Below are 17,870 nucleotides of genomic sequence, written 5' to 3' on the forward strand. Positions count from 1 at the left end.
GATTATCCGTAAGCTTAACGGTAAGCTTAACGTAATGGACTGTTGAACCTGAGTGTCCGCTGTGAGCGAGGAGCGGAAGCTCCCTGTTAATCTCATAACTACAAACATCGCGATACACATCAATGAGTCCATGCATGTCATTTCTGCCTAAATTTCTTTTCTGCGACCATCGAAAGATGCTAAACAAGTATCTGTACTTGAACAGTACAACATGAGGAAAAAAGGAATGACCGCGCAAGATGTAATCAACGTGCTCACTATTCTTAAAGCTGATAATTCAGTCAGTTTTAGCAAGATTCAACGCACGTTAGGAATGAATGTCTCACAGTTGGAAAGTCTCGTTACTGGGTTAACTGCGATGGGGATTGTGTATAAATCATCATTCACTTCATACAGCCTTACTGAGTTCACCTCTAAACCTGCTGTTAGTGACGGTGTAAGAAAGGCATTCGAAGATATCATTACCAATCGCGGTACTTACCTGTCAGAAGAACTCCTACAAAAGGTAAGTACACCATTTATCCCAATGATGACGCACGAATACAAAAATGCCCCAGTTAAAGTGATGATCGTGGGGCAAGAAACTCTGGGAATGGAAAACGCTTTCAGTACCATCGTTTCGGTTGATGACTACATTAATCAGAGAATTGAGTTCTTCAATGAATTCAATTTTGGTGAAGACTTAAGGAATAGCCACTTTTGGTACGCATTTGATGAAGTGGTAAATTATTTTAACCTACCATCCAGAAGACATGCTTATTGGACTAATCTGCATAAGTTTCAATTAATTGAAAATGAAGGAGATAGTGTCAGCATTTCCAAACTGCCTTCAAAAGATATTATGTCAATGATTCATATGCAGCATGAATTATTCTTGGCTGAAATTAAAGATACCAGGCCAGATATCATCATCTACTTCACTGGCGGGCAAACATGGGTGTTAGATCATTACTTAAACAATGGTAAAAAATTAGCAGTTAAGGCAATAGATGAACGTTCGCATCTGGGGATTATACAGACAGAATTTTTGCATTGCCCAATCGCTGTATGTACCGACCATCCTGCCAGAAGAGGATATACTCAAGCCATCTTAGATCATAGATCTAACCTACTGAAATACGCTGCTGATAAATTTCTTGCAAGTCGATAATTTCCAATTGATTGTGTACTAACACCCTCCATTTTTAACGGAGGCGACCAGTTCCCCAATAATTAATATAGTTTGGAACCAGTAAAGTCTGCTCCTGGCGAGAAGCTGCAAATCCGGATACAGGTAGGTCTTCTTTGAGCGAGGAGCGGACTCTCTTATTGAAACTAAAAATACCTGCATAACCTATATTCGATGAACTACCTTGGGTTATTCAGCCACTTATTATTTTCACCTGGCTATACATGCAAGAGATAAATTAGACGGCTCGTTTTTCAAGAAGCAGCATGAAAATACTTGCCTTCCATTTCCACCCTCATCTCATGAACAGAATAGAGGTAATTCACAATAAGCTTTATTGCAGTACCGGGTGATCTGACAGGTGAATATTATCTGATAAGAAAATCTACCCAGAAAACTGATGGCTTTCGTCGTATAAGCATAAACCTGACCACTAAGATAGTTCACTTTAACGTCCGTTTTTGGCACATAGCCGACACCAAAACCAGCCACATATGGGCAACGGTCCTTGCCCTGTTGACAGGTAATTGTATCCGACTTAAACACATATTATTTCTGTGAACTCTTCCCCAACGGCAATCTTTCCCCTTAAGACCAGAAGCAGACCGTAAAGCCTGCTCTTTCTGCATTTCCCCTCTTCATTCATCCCATGTGGCACCAGCATTCCCTTCGCCACACCAGAAAATAAACTCAGCCATTAACAACGCCGTGCCGGGGATGGGTCAACCCTGACGTTCTTTACACCAGTCACAGGAGGTTATATGTCCACTCCCAAACGCTTCCGTTTTACTAATCAGCTCATTAAATCACTGCCCCCTAACACATCAGATGCACGCAGCACCGATGCCGAATACAGCGACACCGAGATTTCCGGCCTCAAGTGTCTGGTCAGCAGAAAAGAAGGTCGTAAAAAGTTTTTGCTCCGCTACCTCTATCATGGACGAAAACGCGCCATCGCCATTGGTCACTGGCCTGAAGTGGACGTCAATCTTGCCCGTCAGATTGCCATAGAACACAAACGTTCCCTTGCCACCGGCACTGACCCTAAGCAGGAGCGTGAAAACAAGAGAATGGAGCTGACGTTCGATGAACTCTTTAATCAGCATTATCTGCCATGGGCAAAATCCGCTAAACGCAGTTGGGGAAAGGATGTTCAGCGCTACCGCGATCATATCCGTCCCGCCATTGGTCAGAGGCTGCTGAGCGATATCACACCAGCGAGCATTCTGCGCCTTCAGCAGACGTTAAGTACTTCCCTGTCAGCGGCTACCTGTAACCGTGTCATCGTACTCATTAAAGCCGTCTTTACATGGGCCGGAAGGCAAAGCATGACCTCTGTTCATCCGGCAAGGGTGGTACAGCTACTCAGGGAGAACAACGCCCGACAGCGTTATTTTACCGAGGACGAAATTCGTCGTATTTTTCTCTCCGCCGATAACGATACCAGCCCTGTAGCTGCCCGCTATGTCAAACTGCTGTTATTGACCGGCCTTCGCCGCGATGAGCTGCGTCTGGCAAAGTGGGAGCATGTTGACCCGGTTAAACGCACCCTGTGGCTCCCTGAAACCAAGAATGGCTATGGACGGATTGTTCACCTTAACTCACTGGCGATGGACGTAATCAGAACGCTGCCAACGCAGCGGGGAAATCCGTGGTTGTTTATTGGTAAAAAACAGGGAATGCCGCTGAGTAACCCGGTTAAAGCCTTTCAGCGTATCGTGCGTCGGGCGGGAATTTTCGACAAGGAAGTGTGTATCCATACCTGCCGCCATTCGGTTGCCGCCCTCATCGTGTCCTACGGCGGTACGCTATATGACGTTCAGGCTCAACTGGGGCACCGTAGCAGTCAGTCTTCACAGCGTTATGCACATCTTCATCCTCAGCGCTTACAGAACACCAGTCAGTTACTGGCGGAACGTATCCGCGCTCAGTTACCCGATACGTTGTAGCAAAAAAAGCAGAGGGGCCGCCCCTCTGCTTTCACAGTCGTTTATCGATAAGTAACTACCTCATAGATATAGATGTTTTCATGTGCGAATTTCGATTTCGTTACTGACGTGAAAATCCAGTATAAACCTATGAATTATTGCCGAATGGAATACCATTTTCAAAATAGCTCATCATGTCTTCTTCGATACTATCGCTATCATTTTCACCCTCCCAGTTATTACGGCGGGAGTCATCGCAGTTATTGAAAACTCCCTCTGCGATTTCTTTTGCATCACTAATTGTCATATGAGGCCAATCACCAAGAGAACCATAGTAATCCAGCCCTCTACACTTATATTTCACAAAAAATTCGATTTGAAAATCACCTTTAACAATTGCTCTAAGAGCAGGAAATTCGCCATCAAAAATCTCTCGTTGAATACCATAAAAATTGCATTGAGCCTGTGTCATTAAGAGCCTGTAACGTGTAAATTTTACTTTCCCCACATTTTCGGAACTAATCGCCTGTGGAAACTCAGGACATTCATCAGGAGTTGTATGATACATTTTAAAATTACCTTTAGTTGATATATATGTTGAATAATTAAAAAATTAAATGCCCATTTTGTGCACAACCTGCCCTCTGAGCATTCAGATTATATTTCCGGATCCTACAATTTAAATTACGGCACGAAAAATCTTAATTAACCTTATATTATTTAATCTCTATTCCTGCTCCCTCTTAAAAGTCAGCGCCAATGTTACAGCCAAGAAATGTATTCATAACCAGATAAAAAGGTTGCTGAACTCCCTTCTGAGGACGTTTTTTGTAGTGGCCCTGACTTTCTGGTTTGAGGTGATTTTTTTTTGCCAATGCTTTCGCCACATCAGCAGGTTTAATGCCTTTTTTGGCACACCAGCCTTCAAAAACAGGAGCGAAAATCATCATGTTATCGTTCTTATCCGTGTACCCCCAGTGGTTGTATGGGGTATGCGCATCCTCATCAAGCAACGGCATTAAATGGGACGCTCTGGTTGTGAGAAGATCGTGCTGGATAGCCGTAAGCACCTGCTTTAGTGGGCTATACTGGTTTGGTTTATCATCCAGCCAGCGACGAGCCGCGCTCATTACCGCACCCTTAATAATATCTTCACTGAACGGAAGGATATTCCATGATGCTGCCAGGATTCCGGCACACAAACATAGGGAAAATCGTTTTAATGCACGCAGCTGAATGTCACTAAGTGCATAACCTTCTTCCTGCAGCTCACCGACAAGACTGTCACGTTGTTCTTCTACTGCCCCCTGAATAGACAGGCACATTTCATCCCAGGACTGCGGTTCATCATCGTCATTATCCAGTGCCAGCAAATTAGCAATAAATTCCTTACCCGCCGTACCATAAACTTCACTCAGGCCATTTTTCAGACTATCAGCGCGGCAGCGTACCCTTTCTGATGATTCGCCGTCTTTACGGGCATCTTCAGGCAAAACATTGAGGCTAATGGCGCGATGTTCCTGTCCACCCTGAAGATGTTCTTTTTCCGTCGCTAGCTTCTCAGAAATGGACATTTCACCTGCGGAGAGAATTAACATTTCCCATGTATAAAGCTCACGTATATCCAGATTCTTGTCCATTCTGCTTTTACCCTGACCGGCGGTAATGTTGTACAGGAGCGAAGCGAAGTCCTTTTGTTTATAAGCCCCCAACTCATCCACACATGCCAGCAGGCCTGAGAACTGACTCAGTCGCTTCTCTAGCGCATTCACCGTGGTATTCCAGCGAAGAACATTGACAAGCTTTCCACTTCCCGGCTCCCCGCCATGACCATGAACTGACATCGCAAGCTGGAGAAGGATCGTTTTTCCAGTCGTTGACCCACCATAGAAGTGAAACATCGCCACATCCATTTTACACAATGCAACCAGCATGGACGCAAAGGCAGAACACAATGCAAAAATCTGTGGCCATCCATGGACATTCTTTTTCACCAGAGCCTTCCACGCATCCAGCGTGCCGGACTCAACGATCCCTGCGGGTGTACGCTGAACGGAAATAAGGTAATCAAACCCAGGGATGTTCTGTGCTAAAGGCATATTGCCATGTAAGAACGCTTTCTTGCCGGGTACAAATCCCATTGAATCAGCGACAAGGTAGGTAGGGAGAGCCAGCGCTTGCTTCATACATGCCTGTAAGAACTGCGCCAACAGCTCTTTCGTCTTTACCGTCATAGGGATACCGAAACCTTGCGCTGTCAGGGAGCCAATCACACTATCGGGGTTTAGCGTAACGTTGCTCAGTGAAATTTCAGCGCAGACATACTGACCCGCATGATTAATGGTCATGAGTTCGACACCCATATTGCGCTTCTTACACGCTGAATAATGCCTGCTGACGGGAACAATAGCAGTAGAACTGAGCTGAAACACTTTTTTGCCATCATCATAAAAAAGCCCATGCGGTGAGTTAACAAACCCATCAGGCAGACCATCACGCCCCCCTTTTGCCGAAATCTCATCGACCGCAATGCTGATTGCAATTGCCTTTTTAAGGATTTTCTTCGCATTTGCCTGATGCAAAGCCCGACGAGCCAGAAATCCATTCAGTTTCGAACAGGCAAAACGCGCCATTGTCGTTAAGGGGGCGGGTGTCACTATGTTATTCATTATCTAATCCTCAATTAAAAACAGATAAATCGCGTGCAGGGAAAAAGGAACTAACCTGCCTGTGGATAGTTATGCTTATACCTAGAACGTATCCATCGCCTTGTTAATGGCCTCGTGGTAGCGCACCGGGCTGCCATGTAGGTACCTCTCGGTAACCTTTATGGTGCTGTGGCCCAGTAAATCTTTGATGGTATGGATGTCAGCCCCACTCTCGATAAGTTTCGTGGCGAAAGTGTGTCGCATCTCATGAATAGTGAATGGTGAAATACCGGCTTTCTCACATATACGCTTTTGCAGACGGCGTGGTTCTGCAACCGGATTAGTTGTGTTATAGCCGGGGAAAACCCAGCCTTTATCGCCCAAGTGCTGGCGCTGCTCAGTCAGAAGAACAAAGGCCTTATCACCCACTGGCACACAGCGAAGCTTACCGTTTTTAGTTTCTCGCAAAGTGATGGTCTGACGGGACCAGTCGATATCCTCAAGCAGAAGATAACGGGTTTCACCAAGGCGTAATCCGGTCAGGGCCAGAAACACCAGTAAGGCAAGGGCTGCGTTATCTGGCTCACCATTGCGCATCTGAATGGCGGCCTCCATCCACGACTTAGACTGTGCATCAGCCATTGCCTTGCGCTGAGAGGTTGTCTCTGGAAGCGCCTTGATATAACGGGCAGGTGAACAGCTCACGAAATTCATGCGAACAGCATAGGTGAACAGCGCCTTGATCAGTGCGAGATGGCGATTACGTGTCGCGGGTTTCAGCTCCAATCCAGCCAGATAGCGTAAAATATCACCCTCTGTTATCTGTGCTACTTTCAGCGCCCCGAGCTGAGGATAAAGATAATTCTTGATCTTGGAGCGGTCAGTATTCGCAGATTTCTTGACTCCTGTACTCAGAACATCCACTTCATACTTATCAATCAATTGACCGAATGTCATATTCTTGATGGCTGCATAATCCTTGCCATGAATCTTGCCTTTGCGTTTAAGTGAATAGATGATCTCACTCGCTTTCTCGCGTGCTTCATTAATTGAAAACTGTGTACCACACCCAATCGGAACATAATGACTCTTACCATTAATATTTTTACGAACGATGTAACTCATTCTCCCTGATGAATATACAAGAGCTTTCAGCCCGATAACTTTAGCATCGCTAATTTCGATAGTTTTCCCGACATCCCTAGCCTGCTCAATTGCTTTGGAAATAAAAACTTTCGATATCCCTCGGGTTATTTCTTTATGTTGATCATGAATTTTCATCGTGCAAATCCCTCCTGAATCATCAGAAAAATTGACTATATATGCGTCTAATACCGTTACTACTGCCGTTCATTGGTGTATGCATCCCGAGGACCACACATCGCAGACCGACATAACTTGATCAGGTAAAACAATGGCTCTGACACCTTATCCTGCAAGAACTATCAGGGCTGAACACTGTTTCTCGCTGAAGACATAATGAGTACAGGAGAGTCAGGATGGCAATTTCAAAACATCCAGGGGATCTGAGATAAAGCTCAAAGCAGCACACGCTCGCAGTCGAAAATTAACCCATACAATACAATTAGTTAAAATTTAATCTGACAAGAAAAATCGCCGACTTTTGGATGTGCTTTTTTTGAGATGTCGAACAATGCAGGTAGTAATCGATTAACACATGTTCGACAGAGAGGAGGTTGATAGAAAGATTCTGAGCTTGTAAAAGCCTGTACCCGAGCATTAAAAGATCCAATGCTGGGGTACATATCCACTCAAAGCTGAAGAGTGCTCAATCTCGTTGTGATTGAGGGATCCAGCCCACATTACTTGGGTCAGAATGGAAAAATAAGAGCTTCGCGTTTATTTATCAACAAACTAATTTCTTTTATTCCACGGTTAACATTCTCTACAGTCCTGATCTGAACCATCTCTTCCCCAACTTTCTTTTTCATTTCACAAAAATTCTCACTGAGCAATTTATTACCCTTCAATTCGGTCAATGGTAATTCACTGCAAATATCGTCGTAAAATTTCATACTACTCACTCTAATGTTGCGCATTGAATAACAAGCAGCTTTATACATTAAAAAAATAAGCAATTGACCCAAGAGGTACGCTTTTTCAATATATTTATATTGTGTCGAATTTTGATGCGTTGCAAGATAAAAAATATGTGGGGGGATGAGTACTGAGGACTGATTCAGTATAAGTGGGATATCTTTATTTTCAATTACATCCCTACTCATAATTTTATGCAAAAATAAATACACTATATTTAGTAAAATAGCGTTGCTAATATTATCAATCTCCACATCATAGATTTTCAGACTGTCCACTAACTCTGAAAGGCAAAGCATAACACCTGTAATATTGGGACTCCTGCCTGATATTAGCTCATCACTAAAGATATAATGTTTTCTTCGACTAATATCAATAAGTTCTTTAGCACTTGCATAAATATGATTAATTATCTCAGGGCAATATTTCTTGAGATATATCACATCACGATAACCACCAGGCTTTAAAATAAATTCATCAGGTAAAGTTTCACTCTGGATCAGGTTTTTTATCCTCAAACTACAGTCACGATACTTAGCCCGACTGATTATATCGTACAATTCGTGACGTAATGTATTGCTAGCTGCATTTGAAATCTCATCTAAAAAAACACCCTGTACCTTAATTTTTTGAGAGCGTTTTTTTATAGTATTTTTGATTTCATTCCGCAAGATACCTGATAGTTCACATTTATACTTCCGCAGAAATTCAGGTTCTAAAAAACGAGAGGAAAAGAGTAATTGATGACTCGATGTTTTTATTTCAGGTTTAAGTAACTTACTCCCAAAAAACATTCCCTTTTTATGTTCATAGACAAACAAAGATGAAAAATCGAAGTTAAGTGCAGACAATCGTTCCACTAATGAAGTACTGGTGTTTGCCAGCCTTTTAAACTCATGGTCTGCCCCCATAACTACATTTCTGATTCGTTCATCGAAAAGCGAACTGGTAATACACTTATCAATACTCATCCTATCCACATGCCTCCGTTCAAAAAGGGAACTCATCTCATCGATTATTCCCACGGGTATCAGCAGGCAATGATAAGACGTCAGACATCAGATTATGCCGTATATCATCATAAAAAATCCAGAGCAGCATAATTGATATACCAACAAGCCTCCTATCAGTTAACTGTCACGGCATAAACAGAGGATCTCGCGCTAATAGTTTTTATTTTTACGAATCTATGCTGAATCTGTCTCTAAACAATCCCGGCCTGAGCCAGTCGCTATTTGTTCGTAATAAGAAAAACAAATCCAACACACCAAGCCTGTAATAGCCCTTAAAACGGACACATATTATTTCCATGATATTCGATTGATGATGGAGATAACTATGTACAAACTCACAACCCCTACCAGTATTTCCCTTCTCAACCTGCCAGCCTCCGCGCTGGAAGCCCTCAGCAATGAAATTCTTGGCCCCGTAGATGATATCGACCTGTTTACTGCTTTCTGGAAAGAAACAAGAACCCTGCTCTGGCATCTCAACCACGATGACACCCTCCCCGAAGACCCGCTGCTGGCAGTGGCACTGGCTAACCCGGAATACGTCACCGCACTTGATGATGGCTGGTATCTCCTGCTCGGTATCGTCTGCGATAACGGACAGGGTATCTATCTGGTGTTCCCGGACACGACCGTTATCACTCAACTCCAGAACCTGATTGAGGCGCTGAACCATGAGTAAGAAAAAAGTCGCTACCGAAGCCGCCGTCACCGAAAGCTATACCGTGTTCTACAGGGGTGAAGCCGAGAAAATCAGTCCACACAGTAAGGGACTGCTGACGTATGAGCTGGGTAAGGAGGATGAAACCGGAAGCCTTACCCTGCGTTTAACCGCCAATGGCGAAGGGGGCCTGTTCTCCCGTGAATGGATAGCGCTTGATGCGATTCACGCCATTCTGGAACAGCAGCCAGACAGCTTTCCGTCCCGTGTATTTCGCCCACTGTTTGGTCAGGGCAGCACCAATAACGCAGGGTTTCTTGCCGCTGTGCTCAGAAGTCCCGATATCTGCCTTATCGAAGCGGACAGCAGCAGACTCTTTATGCACCGCTGCTATGCCGACTGGCAGCATCGTATGACGCAGCTTGCTGCGCTCAGCCAGGACTAACCCCCGCTTTTTCTGTGTTCCGTTAACCCAAAATCAGGATATTCACTATGTCATCACCCGCCATATTGCAGGGCGGCTATGTTCTGCCCCTCTCCCGGTCGTTCACCCAAATGCTTCTGGATATCGTCGCGCAAAAACCGCCTCATCGTCACCCCATCACCGGATTAACCATTAACTTTCGTGATCCTGAATACTCACCGGAAACGGGTGGCTGGCATCCGGTCGAAATACGCCTCATCCCTGCCGGAGAAGGCTGGCAGCTCGATTACGTCACCGATTTTCACTATGCAGGGTATCCGTGGCCTGAACTTGAAAAAGATGTCGATGTGAGCTGGACGCATCAATACACGTGGCTTTCCCGCTGTGGCGATATCTCTCATATCGACGCCCGTGAGTTCTGGTCGCTATGGGAAAGTAACTTTATGGCTTACCACGATATGGGGGTTTTCACGGTCCGTACGTTGTGGGAAAGCTGAGTGTTCACTACGTTTCCCACGCATCCCCCCTCTCCCCCGTAGTAAGGAACTGAATGTTATGTACCGGCTTCTGCTGCTGAACTTCGTGGATTCATTTATCGATAACTGCATTCTGTCCTGCGTCGATGAACCGGCTTACGGCGGTATCGTGCAGTGCGAACTGCTTTTTGGCCTTGCCGCACACAGCGGTATCTATGTGGGTAATGGCAACATTGTTCATCTTGACGGTGACGGCATCGTTATCAGAAGTCAGGCCAGCGAGTTTCTTGACCGGCTCGATGGCTGGAACTCCGCTATCTCGGTGTATACCGACTGTATGGATTTAACTCCACAGGGCTGTACGCAGGCCGCTGAACGGGCAAAGGCGGCAGTGGGTCAGCGCTATACCTACAGCCTGCTGGATTTTAACTGCCACCGGTTTACTGCCCGCTGCGTTACCGGCAATTCATGCCCTGATATCTGGCTTGCCAGACACCTCGATAGATTTCAGAAAGGGGACCGATGGCGCGTATGGCAACGATGAATGTTAATCGTCGCAGGCAACACGCTACCGGACAGGGAGAACGGCTTATCCGGCTGACCATGGCCCTGTTTTACGGTCAGACAATATCTGTTCGCTACATCATCCGGCAGTTTGACGTGTCTCCCCGTACAGCAAGACGGGACCTCACCCATCTGGCCTTTGTGCTGGAATCCGCTGGCCCTCACCTCTGGCGACTCTCTCCCTCTCTTAAACCCTGACTTTTTTCTCTGCCGGACATCTCCTGACCACCCCGTATGGCAGGCTGTCTCCGCTTTTCAATCCATAAGGGAACATGATGAAAATTTTAAAACTGTTAACCGCCACAATTCTGCTTTCAGCCTTCAGCCACAGCGCGTTCGCCGACGAGCAGGCTGACGCTCAGATGATAACCAACTCGACCTTCTGCGCGATGTACTCCACCCGCCTGACCCAGACCAGTGACAGCGGCCTTCAGGTAAAAGGCGTTAATCTCAATGCCCGCTTCAACGGCTCGGTATTCAACAAGGTACTTCAGGTGATGAACAAAACCTATGGCAGAACCTGGCTCGAATCAAATGCCCGTAACGGCAGCATGACCGCCATGCAGCTTTCGCAGTCGGAGCTGCTCTATAACCCCGAGTATGCCCGGCAGTGCGATGCCTTTGCGGATAAAGTGGAAAAGGAATGGCGCGGAAAGTAATCCCGACGCGTTATACCTCCATCCGGTGAACAGAAACCTGCTTTCGGGCAGGTTTTTTTTTTACTTTGTTGTTTTTCAGGCGGACAAACCCTGTCCGGGGGCTTCCTTAAACTGTCAGGTCCAATATCTGCAATGAGGTGAAATATGGCTACCTACCGACACGACCCTGACCTTGAATTTCTGCGCCACTGTCATCGTGACGATCTGGATTTACTGGTTTCTGTGCTTATCTGCGATCCGAAAGACGGACTGGCACGCATCACGGAAACGCTGACTTACGATCCTCAGTATAAAAAACACAAGCCCAACCACCCGCGCTACTGGGATGCCATTGCCGCCGAGGTTCAGACGTTTGGGGCGAACAGCTTTGCCACGCTGCTCCGCTGGGGCAAAGGGGTGCTGTACCGGGAAATTCTTACCGATGCCTGCGATAAAATGAAGGTGAACTACAACAGCAAATCCAGTGTTGAAACCATTGAAATGAATCTGCTGATGAAGATCCTGGAGAAAAGCCTTGAGAAGATGACACCCGACCAGTTAAAGACCGTGGCGGAAGAGTTGCAGACAGGCTACAGCAATCCCACACCGGAGCTGCTGACCATGGCAATCCAGGCGGGGATAAAAACATCCGGATTTGCGGCCTATCAGATGGCACTTGTTGTCACAAATGGCGTGGCGAAAGCCCTGTTAGGCCGAGGACTGACCGTTGCAGGAAATGCCATGCTGACGCGTACCATGGGCGCTTTTGCCGGTCCCGTGGGCTGGGTGCTCAGTTCTCTCTGGCTGCTGATTGATTTAGCCGGTCCTGCATACCGGGTGACGCTACCATCCTGCATTTTTATTGCCTACATGCGCCAGAAGCATCTTTATTCACCAGAGAATGCTGACGTTTAGCACTTACATTTCAAATTTTCGGGCTTTAAAAAACTTCAGAGGGCGGACAAATCCTGTCCGCTACTGCTGGCATCATTTCCCGGCTAAATTCGGAAATGATGTATGACGCTGATAACACAAGAAAATGAACATGACAGACTGGCAACCCGCCTTTCCATCATTCTGAGCCGTTTGTTTCAGGGTGAAAAACTGCATATCGGGACGCTGGCAGAAGAATTTGGAGTGACGACGCGAACGCTGCGACGGGATTTCAACGTCCGTCTGACGTACCTTGATATTGAACAGAGCAACGGCGTGTATCAGCTTGCCTCACATTACTTTCGTCGCCGCACGGAACGGGATATGAAGATACTGGCGAGGTTGCTGCATCTTGACCGTCTGTTACCTGCGATGGATGCCAAACTACTGAGTCTGATGCTTGACGGGGAACGTCCCTCGCCATACAGGATTATGCTACCGGAGCCGCGCCAGAAACCCACCCTTTTCGGTGATTTCAGCAGACTGACGCTCGCCATACTTAACCAGACCCTGGTGCGTATCAGAACCGACGAAAACGTCAGCCATACCGTTCATCCCTACCGTCTGCTTTGCAGCCATGCGGAGTGGTTTCTTGCCGGATGTACGTCATCGGGCGTGTTCGTTATTTCCCTGTCCCGAATCAGGCTGGTTGAGGTATTACCGGATACAACGTTTGAGATCGATAACACACTCATTTCGCTGATTGAACAGTCTGACTTTATGGAAGCCTTACCCCACATGAACATTATTCATAAGATAATGCATTACGGGAGTAAACAGACGAATAATCGTAATTAAAATCACAACATATTATTAGTGATGATTAAATCACATTAACATGATAAGTGAGAAAGTTATGATTATCGATAAAGAATATGCACTTGTAGATGCAACCGCAAGACTTAACACTGACCTGAGGAATTATGAACATGAAATAAACAACGCCGCCATCATAACATTTGGCAATGACCTCATTGAGGTAATCGTATATCAGTTCAGCTTTGTCATCAGCATCAGGGCAGAGGGTGAAAAAATAAAGCACGGCCTACTTGTTAACTTCGGTAAAAATATAGCAAGACAGGTTTCATCACTTTGTGCATCCGCAATGCGAGTCTACCCGAATGAAAAACACAAACCGAGCCGTCAGCTTTTCCATTGCATAAATTAGTTTGTGCAAAGACTGTACTACCGACACGCAATAAATTAAAATAGGCCAGCTAATATAACATATGAGGTTTATGATGGCTGGCCAGTATGAAAAAGCAATAACGATAAAACAAGCGATAGATTCAATTAATTTACGCCACTATCTTCTGCCTGCAATTCAGAGGAAGTTCGTCTGGAGCAGCAGTCAAATATGTTTGCTGTTTGATTCCATCATGCGAGACTACCCGATAAACTCTTTCATGATGTGGGATATCCGTAGTGCCAGTATTAAAAACGATTACAAATTCTATGAATTCCTGAAAGAATACTGTCAGCGATTTAATGAAGAAAACCCCTGCGTAGCAACAAATGCTGGATTTCATGATTTCAAGGCGGTGATTGATGGTCAGCAGCGTCTCACATCATTATATATTGGATTGTGTGGAACGTATGCGTATAAACAGCCCCGGGTGTGGTGGCCTTCGGCACAGGATGATCGCATCCTGCCGCCCAGAAAGCTTTACGTCGATTTAACAGCGCCACTTAATTCAGACGATGAGCTCATGATGAAGTATAACTTCAGGTTCCTGACCGACAAGCAATACGCTGATTCACTTACAGACAACAAACATCACTGGTTCTGCCTGCACGAAATATTCAAATACGAGCAACATGATTCGCCTGATGATATTTTATTTAACGTTGTCGTACCAGAACTTGAAAAAAGAGATCTCATTTCCAGTGAATTTTCCAGAAAAACTCTGCTTAAACTTTATACCAAGATAAGAACTGAGAATCTTATCCACTACTTCAATGAGAGCAGTCAGGACATTGATCATGTGCTGGATGTTTTCATCCGCACGAACAGCGGGGGGACAAAACTTGAGTTTTCAGACTTACTGATGTCAATAGCGGTAGCGCACTGGCAGGGGGATTTCAGAAGAGAACTGGATGAACTGACAAAAAACATTTATCAGAATAATGAAATGGGTTTTTATATTGAAAGAGACTGGTTCTTAAAAACCAGCCTGATGCTTATTGACTCTGACGTCCGGTTCAAAGTAAAAAACTTCACTTCAGAGGAGGTCGGTAAGATACAACAACAATGGTCTGAAATAAAATCCTGTATCAAGGAGACCTTTATTCTTATCAGGCGATTCGGCATCAATCCACAGTCTTTGATATCTAAAAATGCAGTCATTCCTGTGGTCTACTGGCTTTACAAAAAGCAAACCAGTGGACATCCATTATATACAACGATTAACCTCCTGAATAAAAACCACAATGAACGCTCAGTAATTAGCCAGTGGTTTTACATGGTACTTCTGAAAGGGATCTTTGGAAGCCAGGCAGATGCGCTACTCACGAGTATCAGAGAGGTAATGAAAAATAGTCTTTCAGATATTCACTTTCCTCTTGAGAAGATTATTGACAGATATAAAGGCTCGAATAAGGACCTCAGATTTGACGACGAATACATCGAAAGCCTTCTCAATATCAGATATGGCGAAGGTCGTTGCCGCGCACTATTGCATCTTCTGTTCCCTGAAATGAATCCGACCGAGGTGTTTCATATTGATCACCTTCATCCAAGGAATCACTTCTCAAAGAAATATCTTGAAAGATTAGATTATATTGCGAATTCACCAGAGAACCTCAGCTTTTATGAAAATCCGGAACACTGGGACACCATACCGAATCTTCATTTACTGAATCACTCTCAGAATATAAGTAAACAGGATACTTCCCTGAAACAATGGCTATCTCATTCATCAAACAACTATACGCCATCAATGCTGTTAGTTTCAGATGAAAATATTGAGTTCAGTCGCTTCCCGGATTTCTACAATGAGCGAAGAAGCGCCCTGAAGCAAAGACTGCTGAATCGGGTATTTCTTACAACAAAAATAGATTCATCACCATCCACAATGGATACGGATGAAGAAATTCTCACCGACTGAACGTTCAGCCCCGATAGTATTGGGGCTTCAGTATTTATCGTCAGCACAACGTTTCTACTGGCCTGACTGAAAGAGTGTTGGCTACACAACCGGGCAAACGAACTCTCAGTGCAACGTATGACATACAAAGCCTGTCATCAATATGAAATTGCGATAAAATCGGGCCAATAACAGTACTTAAGAATCATATAACAGGATACAAAATGACAAGCCTTCAACAACGTGCAGAGCTTCATCGTCAAATCTGGGCCATTGCCAATGATGTCAGAGGCTCCGTAGATGGATGGGATTTTAAACAGTATGTACTCGGTGCACTTTTCTACCGCTTCATCAGTGAGAATTTTTCCAGCTACATGGAAGCAGGGGATGAGAGCATACATTATGCAGCACTTGATGACAGCATCATTACCGATGACATCAAAGACGATGCCATCAGGACTAAAGGCTATTTCATCTACCCGAGCCAGCTGTTCTGCAACGTTGCCGCTAAAGCGAACACCAACGACAGGCTGAATGCTGATTTAAACAGTATCTTCGTCGCTATTGAAAGCTCTGCCTACGGCTATCCGTCTGAGGCCGACATCAAAGGCCTGTTCGCCGATTTCGATACGACCAGCAATCGACTGGGTAACACAGTTAAAGACAAAAACAGCCGTCTTGCCGCCGTTCTGAAAGGCGTTGAAGGGCTTAACCTGGGGAATTTTAACGAGCACCAGATTGACCTGTTTGGTGATGCCTACGAGTTCCTGATTTCTAACTATGCGGCAAATGCCGGTAAGTCTGGAGGGGAGTTCTTCACACCTCAGCACGTCTCCAAGCTGATTGCTCAGCTTGCGATGCACGGTCAGACTCACGTCAACAAAATCTATGACCCTGCCGCTGGCTCTGGTTCACTGCTGCTTCAGGCGAAGAAGCACTTTGATAACCATATCATTGAAGAAGGTTTTTATGGTCAGGAGATAAATCATACAACCTTTAACCTGGCGCGTATGAACATGTTCCTGCACAACATCAACTACGACAAATTTGATATCAGACTGGGGAATACCCTGACTGAGCCTCACTTTGGCGATGAAAAACCGTTCGATGCGATTGTCTCTAACCCGCCGTACTCGGTTAAGTGGATTGGCAGTGACGACCCGACCCTGATTAACGATGAGCGCTTTGCCCCGGCTGGCGTTCTGGCCCCCAAATCAAAAGCTGACTTCGCCTTTGTACTACATGCACTGAATTATCTTTCGGCCAAAGGTCGTGCTGCGATTGTCTGCTTCCCGGGTATTTTTTACCGTGGCGGCGCGGAGCAGAAAATCCGTCAGTATCTGGTTGACAATAACTATGTCGAAACCGTGATTTCACTGGCACCGAACCTGTTCTTTGGCACCACCATTGCCGTCAATATTCTGGTGCTGTCTAAACATAAAACGGATACCAAAGTTCAGTTTATTGATGCCAGCGAATTGTTCAAAAAAGAGACTAACAACAATATCCTGACCGATGCCCATATCGAACAGATTATGCAGGTATTTGCCAGCAAGGAAGATGTTGCTCATCTGGCAAAATCTGTCGCGTTTGAGACCGTTGTAGCTAATGACTATAACCTGTCGGTGAGCAGCTATGTGGAAGCGAAAGATACTCGCGAAATTATCGATATCGCTGAGTTGAATGCAGAGCTGAAAACCACGGTCAGCAAAATCGACCAGTTGCGCAAAGATATTGATGCGATTGTGGCTGAAATTGAAGGCTGCGAGGTACAGAAATGAGCGAGTTGAGTTATCTGGAAAAATTGCTGGATGGAGTTAAGGTTGAGTGGAAAACACTAGAGAAAGTGCTTAAACGAACTAAAGGCACAAAAATAACCGCTGGGCAGATGAAAGCTCTTCACAAAGATAATGCGCCGCTTAAAATTTTTGCAGGGGGAAAAACAGTAGCCTTTGTTGACTTTAAAGATATTCCAGAGAAAGATATTAATAGAGAGCCATCGATCATTGTTAAATCCAGAGGTATTATCGAATTCGAGTATTACGATAAACCATTCTCTCACAAAAATGAGATGTGGTCATATCACTCAAATAATGATGCGATAAGCATAAAGTATATTTATTACTTCCTAAAAATAAATGAAGGATATTTCCAGAAAATTGGGTAATGACTCCAACTTATTGATAGTGTTTTATGTTCAGATAATGCCCGATGACTTTGTCATGCAGCTCCACCGATTTTGAGAACGACAGCGACTTCCGTCCCAGCCGTGCCAG

19 protein-coding genes are annotated in these 17,870 nt (G+C 45.1%); 14 read left to right on the plus strand and 5 right to left on the minus strand.

Annotation, left to right across the window (positions count from 1 at the left end; all coding sequences use genetic code 11):
* Positions 1-226 precede the first annotated feature (226 nt).
* Complete coding sequence (locus FHC49_RS09830; RefSeq protein WP_199557807.1) at positions 227-1,150, plus strand: hypothetical protein; 924 nt, start codon at positions 227-229, stop codon at positions 1,148-1,150.
* Positions 1,151-1,929: 779 nt separating this feature from the next.
* On the plus strand, positions 1,930-3,117 hold the full coding sequence (locus tag FHC49_RS09835) for a site-specific integrase (protein WP_061090727.1): 1,188 nt from the start codon (positions 1,930-1,932) through the stop codon (positions 3,115-3,117).
* A gap of 127 nt (positions 3,118-3,244) precedes the next feature.
* On the opposite strand, the gene FHC49_RS09840 is transcribed toward FHC49_RS09835, so the two are convergent.
* From FHC49_RS09840 to FHC49_RS09855, 4 genes are all read right to left on the minus strand, one after another.
* Positions 3,245-3,664, minus strand: a complete 420-nt coding sequence (locus FHC49_RS09840) for a hypothetical protein (RefSeq protein ID WP_061090728.1) — start codon at positions 3,662-3,664, stop codon at positions 3,245-3,247.
* 175 nt (positions 3,665-3,839) lie between these two features.
* Positions 3,840-5,765, minus strand: coding sequence for a DUF927 domain-containing protein (locus tag FHC49_RS09845; protein WP_001060048.1), 1,926 nt, complete (start codon positions 5,763-5,765; stop codon positions 3,840-3,842).
* Between the two features lie 81 nt (positions 5,766-5,846).
* Complete coding sequence (locus FHC49_RS09850) at positions 5,847-7,025, minus strand: tyrosine-type recombinase/integrase (protein WP_000690682.1); 1,179 nt, start codon at positions 7,023-7,025, stop codon at positions 5,847-5,849.
* 551 nt (positions 7,026-7,576) lie between these two features.
* A complete protein-coding gene (locus tag FHC49_RS09855) occupies positions 7,577-8,773 on the minus strand; it encodes a hypothetical protein (protein ID WP_024256631.1) in 1,197 nt (398 codons plus the stop codon).
* Between the two features lie 367 nt (positions 8,774-9,140).
* On the opposite strand from FHC49_RS09855, the gene FHC49_RS09860 reads away from it, so the two are divergent.
* The 12 genes from FHC49_RS09860 (at position 9,141) to FHC49_RS09915 (ending at position 17,761) form a co-directional block, all read left to right on the plus strand.
* Positions 9,141-9,494 carry a hypothetical protein gene (locus FHC49_RS09860; protein ID WP_255581299.1) on the plus strand — a complete coding sequence of 118 codons (354 nt, stop codon included), beginning with the start codon at positions 9,141-9,143 and terminating at the stop codon, positions 9,492-9,494.
* Complete coding sequence (locus FHC49_RS09865) at positions 9,487-9,918, plus strand: hypothetical protein (protein ID WP_220439663.1); 432 nt, start codon at positions 9,487-9,489, stop codon at positions 9,916-9,918. The genes FHC49_RS09860 and FHC49_RS09865 overlap by 8 nt, the downstream gene beginning before the upstream one ends.
* Positions 9,919-9,965: 47 nt before the next feature.
* Positions 9,966-10,394 (plus strand): DUF2787 family protein, encoded by a 429-nt coding sequence (locus FHC49_RS09870; RefSeq protein WP_220439664.1) that lies wholly within the window; start codon positions 9,966-9,968, stop codon positions 10,392-10,394.
* A gap of 58 nt (positions 10,395-10,452) precedes the next feature.
* Complete coding sequence (locus tag FHC49_RS09875; RefSeq protein ID WP_032610117.1) at positions 10,453-10,917, plus strand: lecithin retinol acyltransferase family protein; 465 nt, start codon at positions 10,453-10,455, stop codon at positions 10,915-10,917.
* Positions 10,918-10,976: 59 nt separating this feature from the next.
* Positions 10,977-11,135: a DeoR family transcriptional regulator gene (locus FHC49_RS24680; RefSeq protein WP_219984281.1), complete on the plus strand. Its 159-nt coding sequence runs from the start codon at positions 10,977-10,979 to the stop codon at positions 11,133-11,135.
* 77 nt (positions 11,136-11,212) lie between these two features.
* The gene (locus FHC49_RS09885; protein ID WP_023337780.1) at positions 11,213-11,596 is read left to right on the plus strand and encodes a hypothetical protein; all 384 of its coding nucleotides are present in this window, start codon (positions 11,213-11,215) and stop codon (positions 11,594-11,596) included.
* Between the two features lie 144 nt (positions 11,597-11,740).
* Positions 11,741-12,490 carry a DUF3944 domain-containing protein gene (locus FHC49_RS09890; protein ID WP_049017565.1) on the plus strand — a complete coding sequence of 250 codons (750 nt, stop codon included), beginning with the start codon at positions 11,741-11,743 and terminating at the stop codon, positions 12,488-12,490.
* A 102-nt stretch (positions 12,491-12,592) separates the two neighbouring features.
* Positions 12,593-13,306 carry a YafY family protein gene (locus FHC49_RS09895; protein WP_049004883.1) on the plus strand — a complete coding sequence of 238 codons (714 nt, stop codon included), beginning with the start codon at positions 12,593-12,595 and terminating at the stop codon, positions 13,304-13,306.
* Positions 13,307-13,364: 58 nt separating this feature from the next.
* A complete protein-coding gene (locus tag FHC49_RS09900; protein ID WP_017384203.1) occupies positions 13,365-13,676 on the plus strand; it encodes a hypothetical protein in 312 nt (103 codons plus the stop codon).
* 70 nt (positions 13,677-13,746) lie between these two features.
* Positions 13,747-15,615 carry a DUF262 domain-containing protein gene (locus FHC49_RS09905; RefSeq protein WP_242461234.1) on the plus strand — a complete coding sequence of 623 codons (1,869 nt, stop codon included), beginning with the start codon at positions 13,747-13,749 and terminating at the stop codon, positions 15,613-15,615.
* A 203-nt stretch (positions 15,616-15,818) separates the two neighbouring features.
* Positions 15,819-17,375, plus strand: a complete 1,557-nt coding sequence (locus tag FHC49_RS09910; protein ID WP_047401158.1) for a type I restriction-modification system subunit M — start codon at positions 15,819-15,821, stop codon at positions 17,373-17,375.
* A complete protein-coding gene (locus FHC49_RS09915; protein ID WP_255581310.1) occupies positions 17,372-17,761 on the plus strand; it encodes a hypothetical protein in 390 nt (129 codons plus the stop codon). Before FHC49_RS09910 ends, FHC49_RS09915 begins: the two co-directional genes overlap by 4 nt.
* 10 nt (positions 17,762-17,771) lie before the next feature.
* On the opposite strand, the gene FHC49_RS09920 is transcribed toward FHC49_RS09915, so the two are convergent.
* Positions 17,772-17,870, minus strand: a 99-nt coding sequence (locus tag FHC49_RS09920; RefSeq protein WP_000641146.1) for an IS1 family transposase, incomplete at its 5' end; no start/stop codon positions are given.

The sequence above is a fragment of the Kluyvera sp. EC_51 genome (assembly GCF_019584505.1).
Classification (GTDB): Bacteria; Pseudomonadota; Gammaproteobacteria; order Enterobacterales; family Enterobacteriaceae; genus Kluyvera; species Kluyvera sichuanensis.

Bases quoted from the DNA above. Each gene is read 5' to 3' on its own strand.
- FHC49_RS24680 (WP_219984281.1), top strand. From the start codon at position 10,977: ATGGCCCTGTTTTACGGTCAGACAATATCTGTTCGCTACATCATCCGG.
- FHC49_RS09830 (WP_199557807.1), top strand. From the start codon at position 227: ATGACCGCGCAAGATGTAATCAACGTGCTCACTATTCTTAAAGCTGAT.
- FHC49_RS09840 (WP_061090728.1), bottom strand. From the start codon at position 3,664: ATGTATCATACAACTCCTGATGAATGTCCTGAGTTTCCACAGGCGATT.
- FHC49_RS09910 (WP_047401158.1), top strand. From the start codon at position 15,819: ATGACAAGCCTTCAACAACGTGCAGAGCTTCATCGTCAAATCTGGGCC.
- FHC49_RS09885 (WP_023337780.1), top strand. From the start codon at position 11,213: ATGAAAATTTTAAAACTGTTAACCGCCACAATTCTGCTTTCAGCCTTC.
- FHC49_RS09875 (WP_032610117.1), top strand. From the start codon at position 10,453: ATGTACCGGCTTCTGCTGCTGAACTTCGTGGATTCATTTATCGATAAC.
- FHC49_RS09860 (WP_255581299.1), top strand. From the start codon at position 9,141: ATGTACAAACTCACAACCCCTACCAGTATTTCCCTTCTCAACCTGCCA.
- FHC49_RS09870 (WP_220439664.1), top strand. From the start codon at position 9,966: ATGTCATCACCCGCCATATTGCAGGGCGGCTATGTTCTGCCCCTCTCC.
- FHC49_RS09865 (WP_220439663.1), top strand. From the start codon at position 9,487: ATGAGTAAGAAAAAAGTCGCTACCGAAGCCGCCGTCACCGAAAGCTAT.
- FHC49_RS09905 (WP_242461234.1), top strand. From the start codon at position 13,747: ATGATGGCTGGCCAGTATGAAAAAGCAATAACGATAAAACAAGCGATA.
- FHC49_RS09900 (WP_017384203.1), top strand. From the start codon at position 13,365: ATGATTATCGATAAAGAATATGCACTTGTAGATGCAACCGCAAGACTT.
- FHC49_RS09890 (WP_049017565.1), top strand. From the start codon at position 11,741: ATGGCTACCTACCGACACGACCCTGACCTTGAATTTCTGCGCCACTGT.
- FHC49_RS09895 (WP_049004883.1), top strand. From the start codon at position 12,593: ATGACGCTGATAACACAAGAAAATGAACATGACAGACTGGCAACCCGC.
- FHC49_RS09835 (WP_061090727.1), top strand. From the start codon at position 1,930: ATGTCCACTCCCAAACGCTTCCGTTTTACTAATCAGCTCATTAAATCA.
- FHC49_RS09855 (WP_024256631.1), bottom strand. From the start codon at position 8,773: ATGAGTATTGATAAGTGTATTACCAGTTCGCTTTTCGATGAACGAATC.
- FHC49_RS09845 (WP_001060048.1), bottom strand. From the start codon at position 5,765: ATGAATAACATAGTGACACCCGCCCCCTTAACGACAATGGCGCGTTTT.
- FHC49_RS09850 (WP_000690682.1), bottom strand. From the start codon at position 7,025: ATGAAAATTCATGATCAACATAAAGAAATAACCCGAGGGATATCGAAA.
- FHC49_RS09915 (WP_255581310.1), top strand. From the start codon at position 17,372: ATGAGCGAGTTGAGTTATCTGGAAAAATTGCTGGATGGAGTTAAGGTT.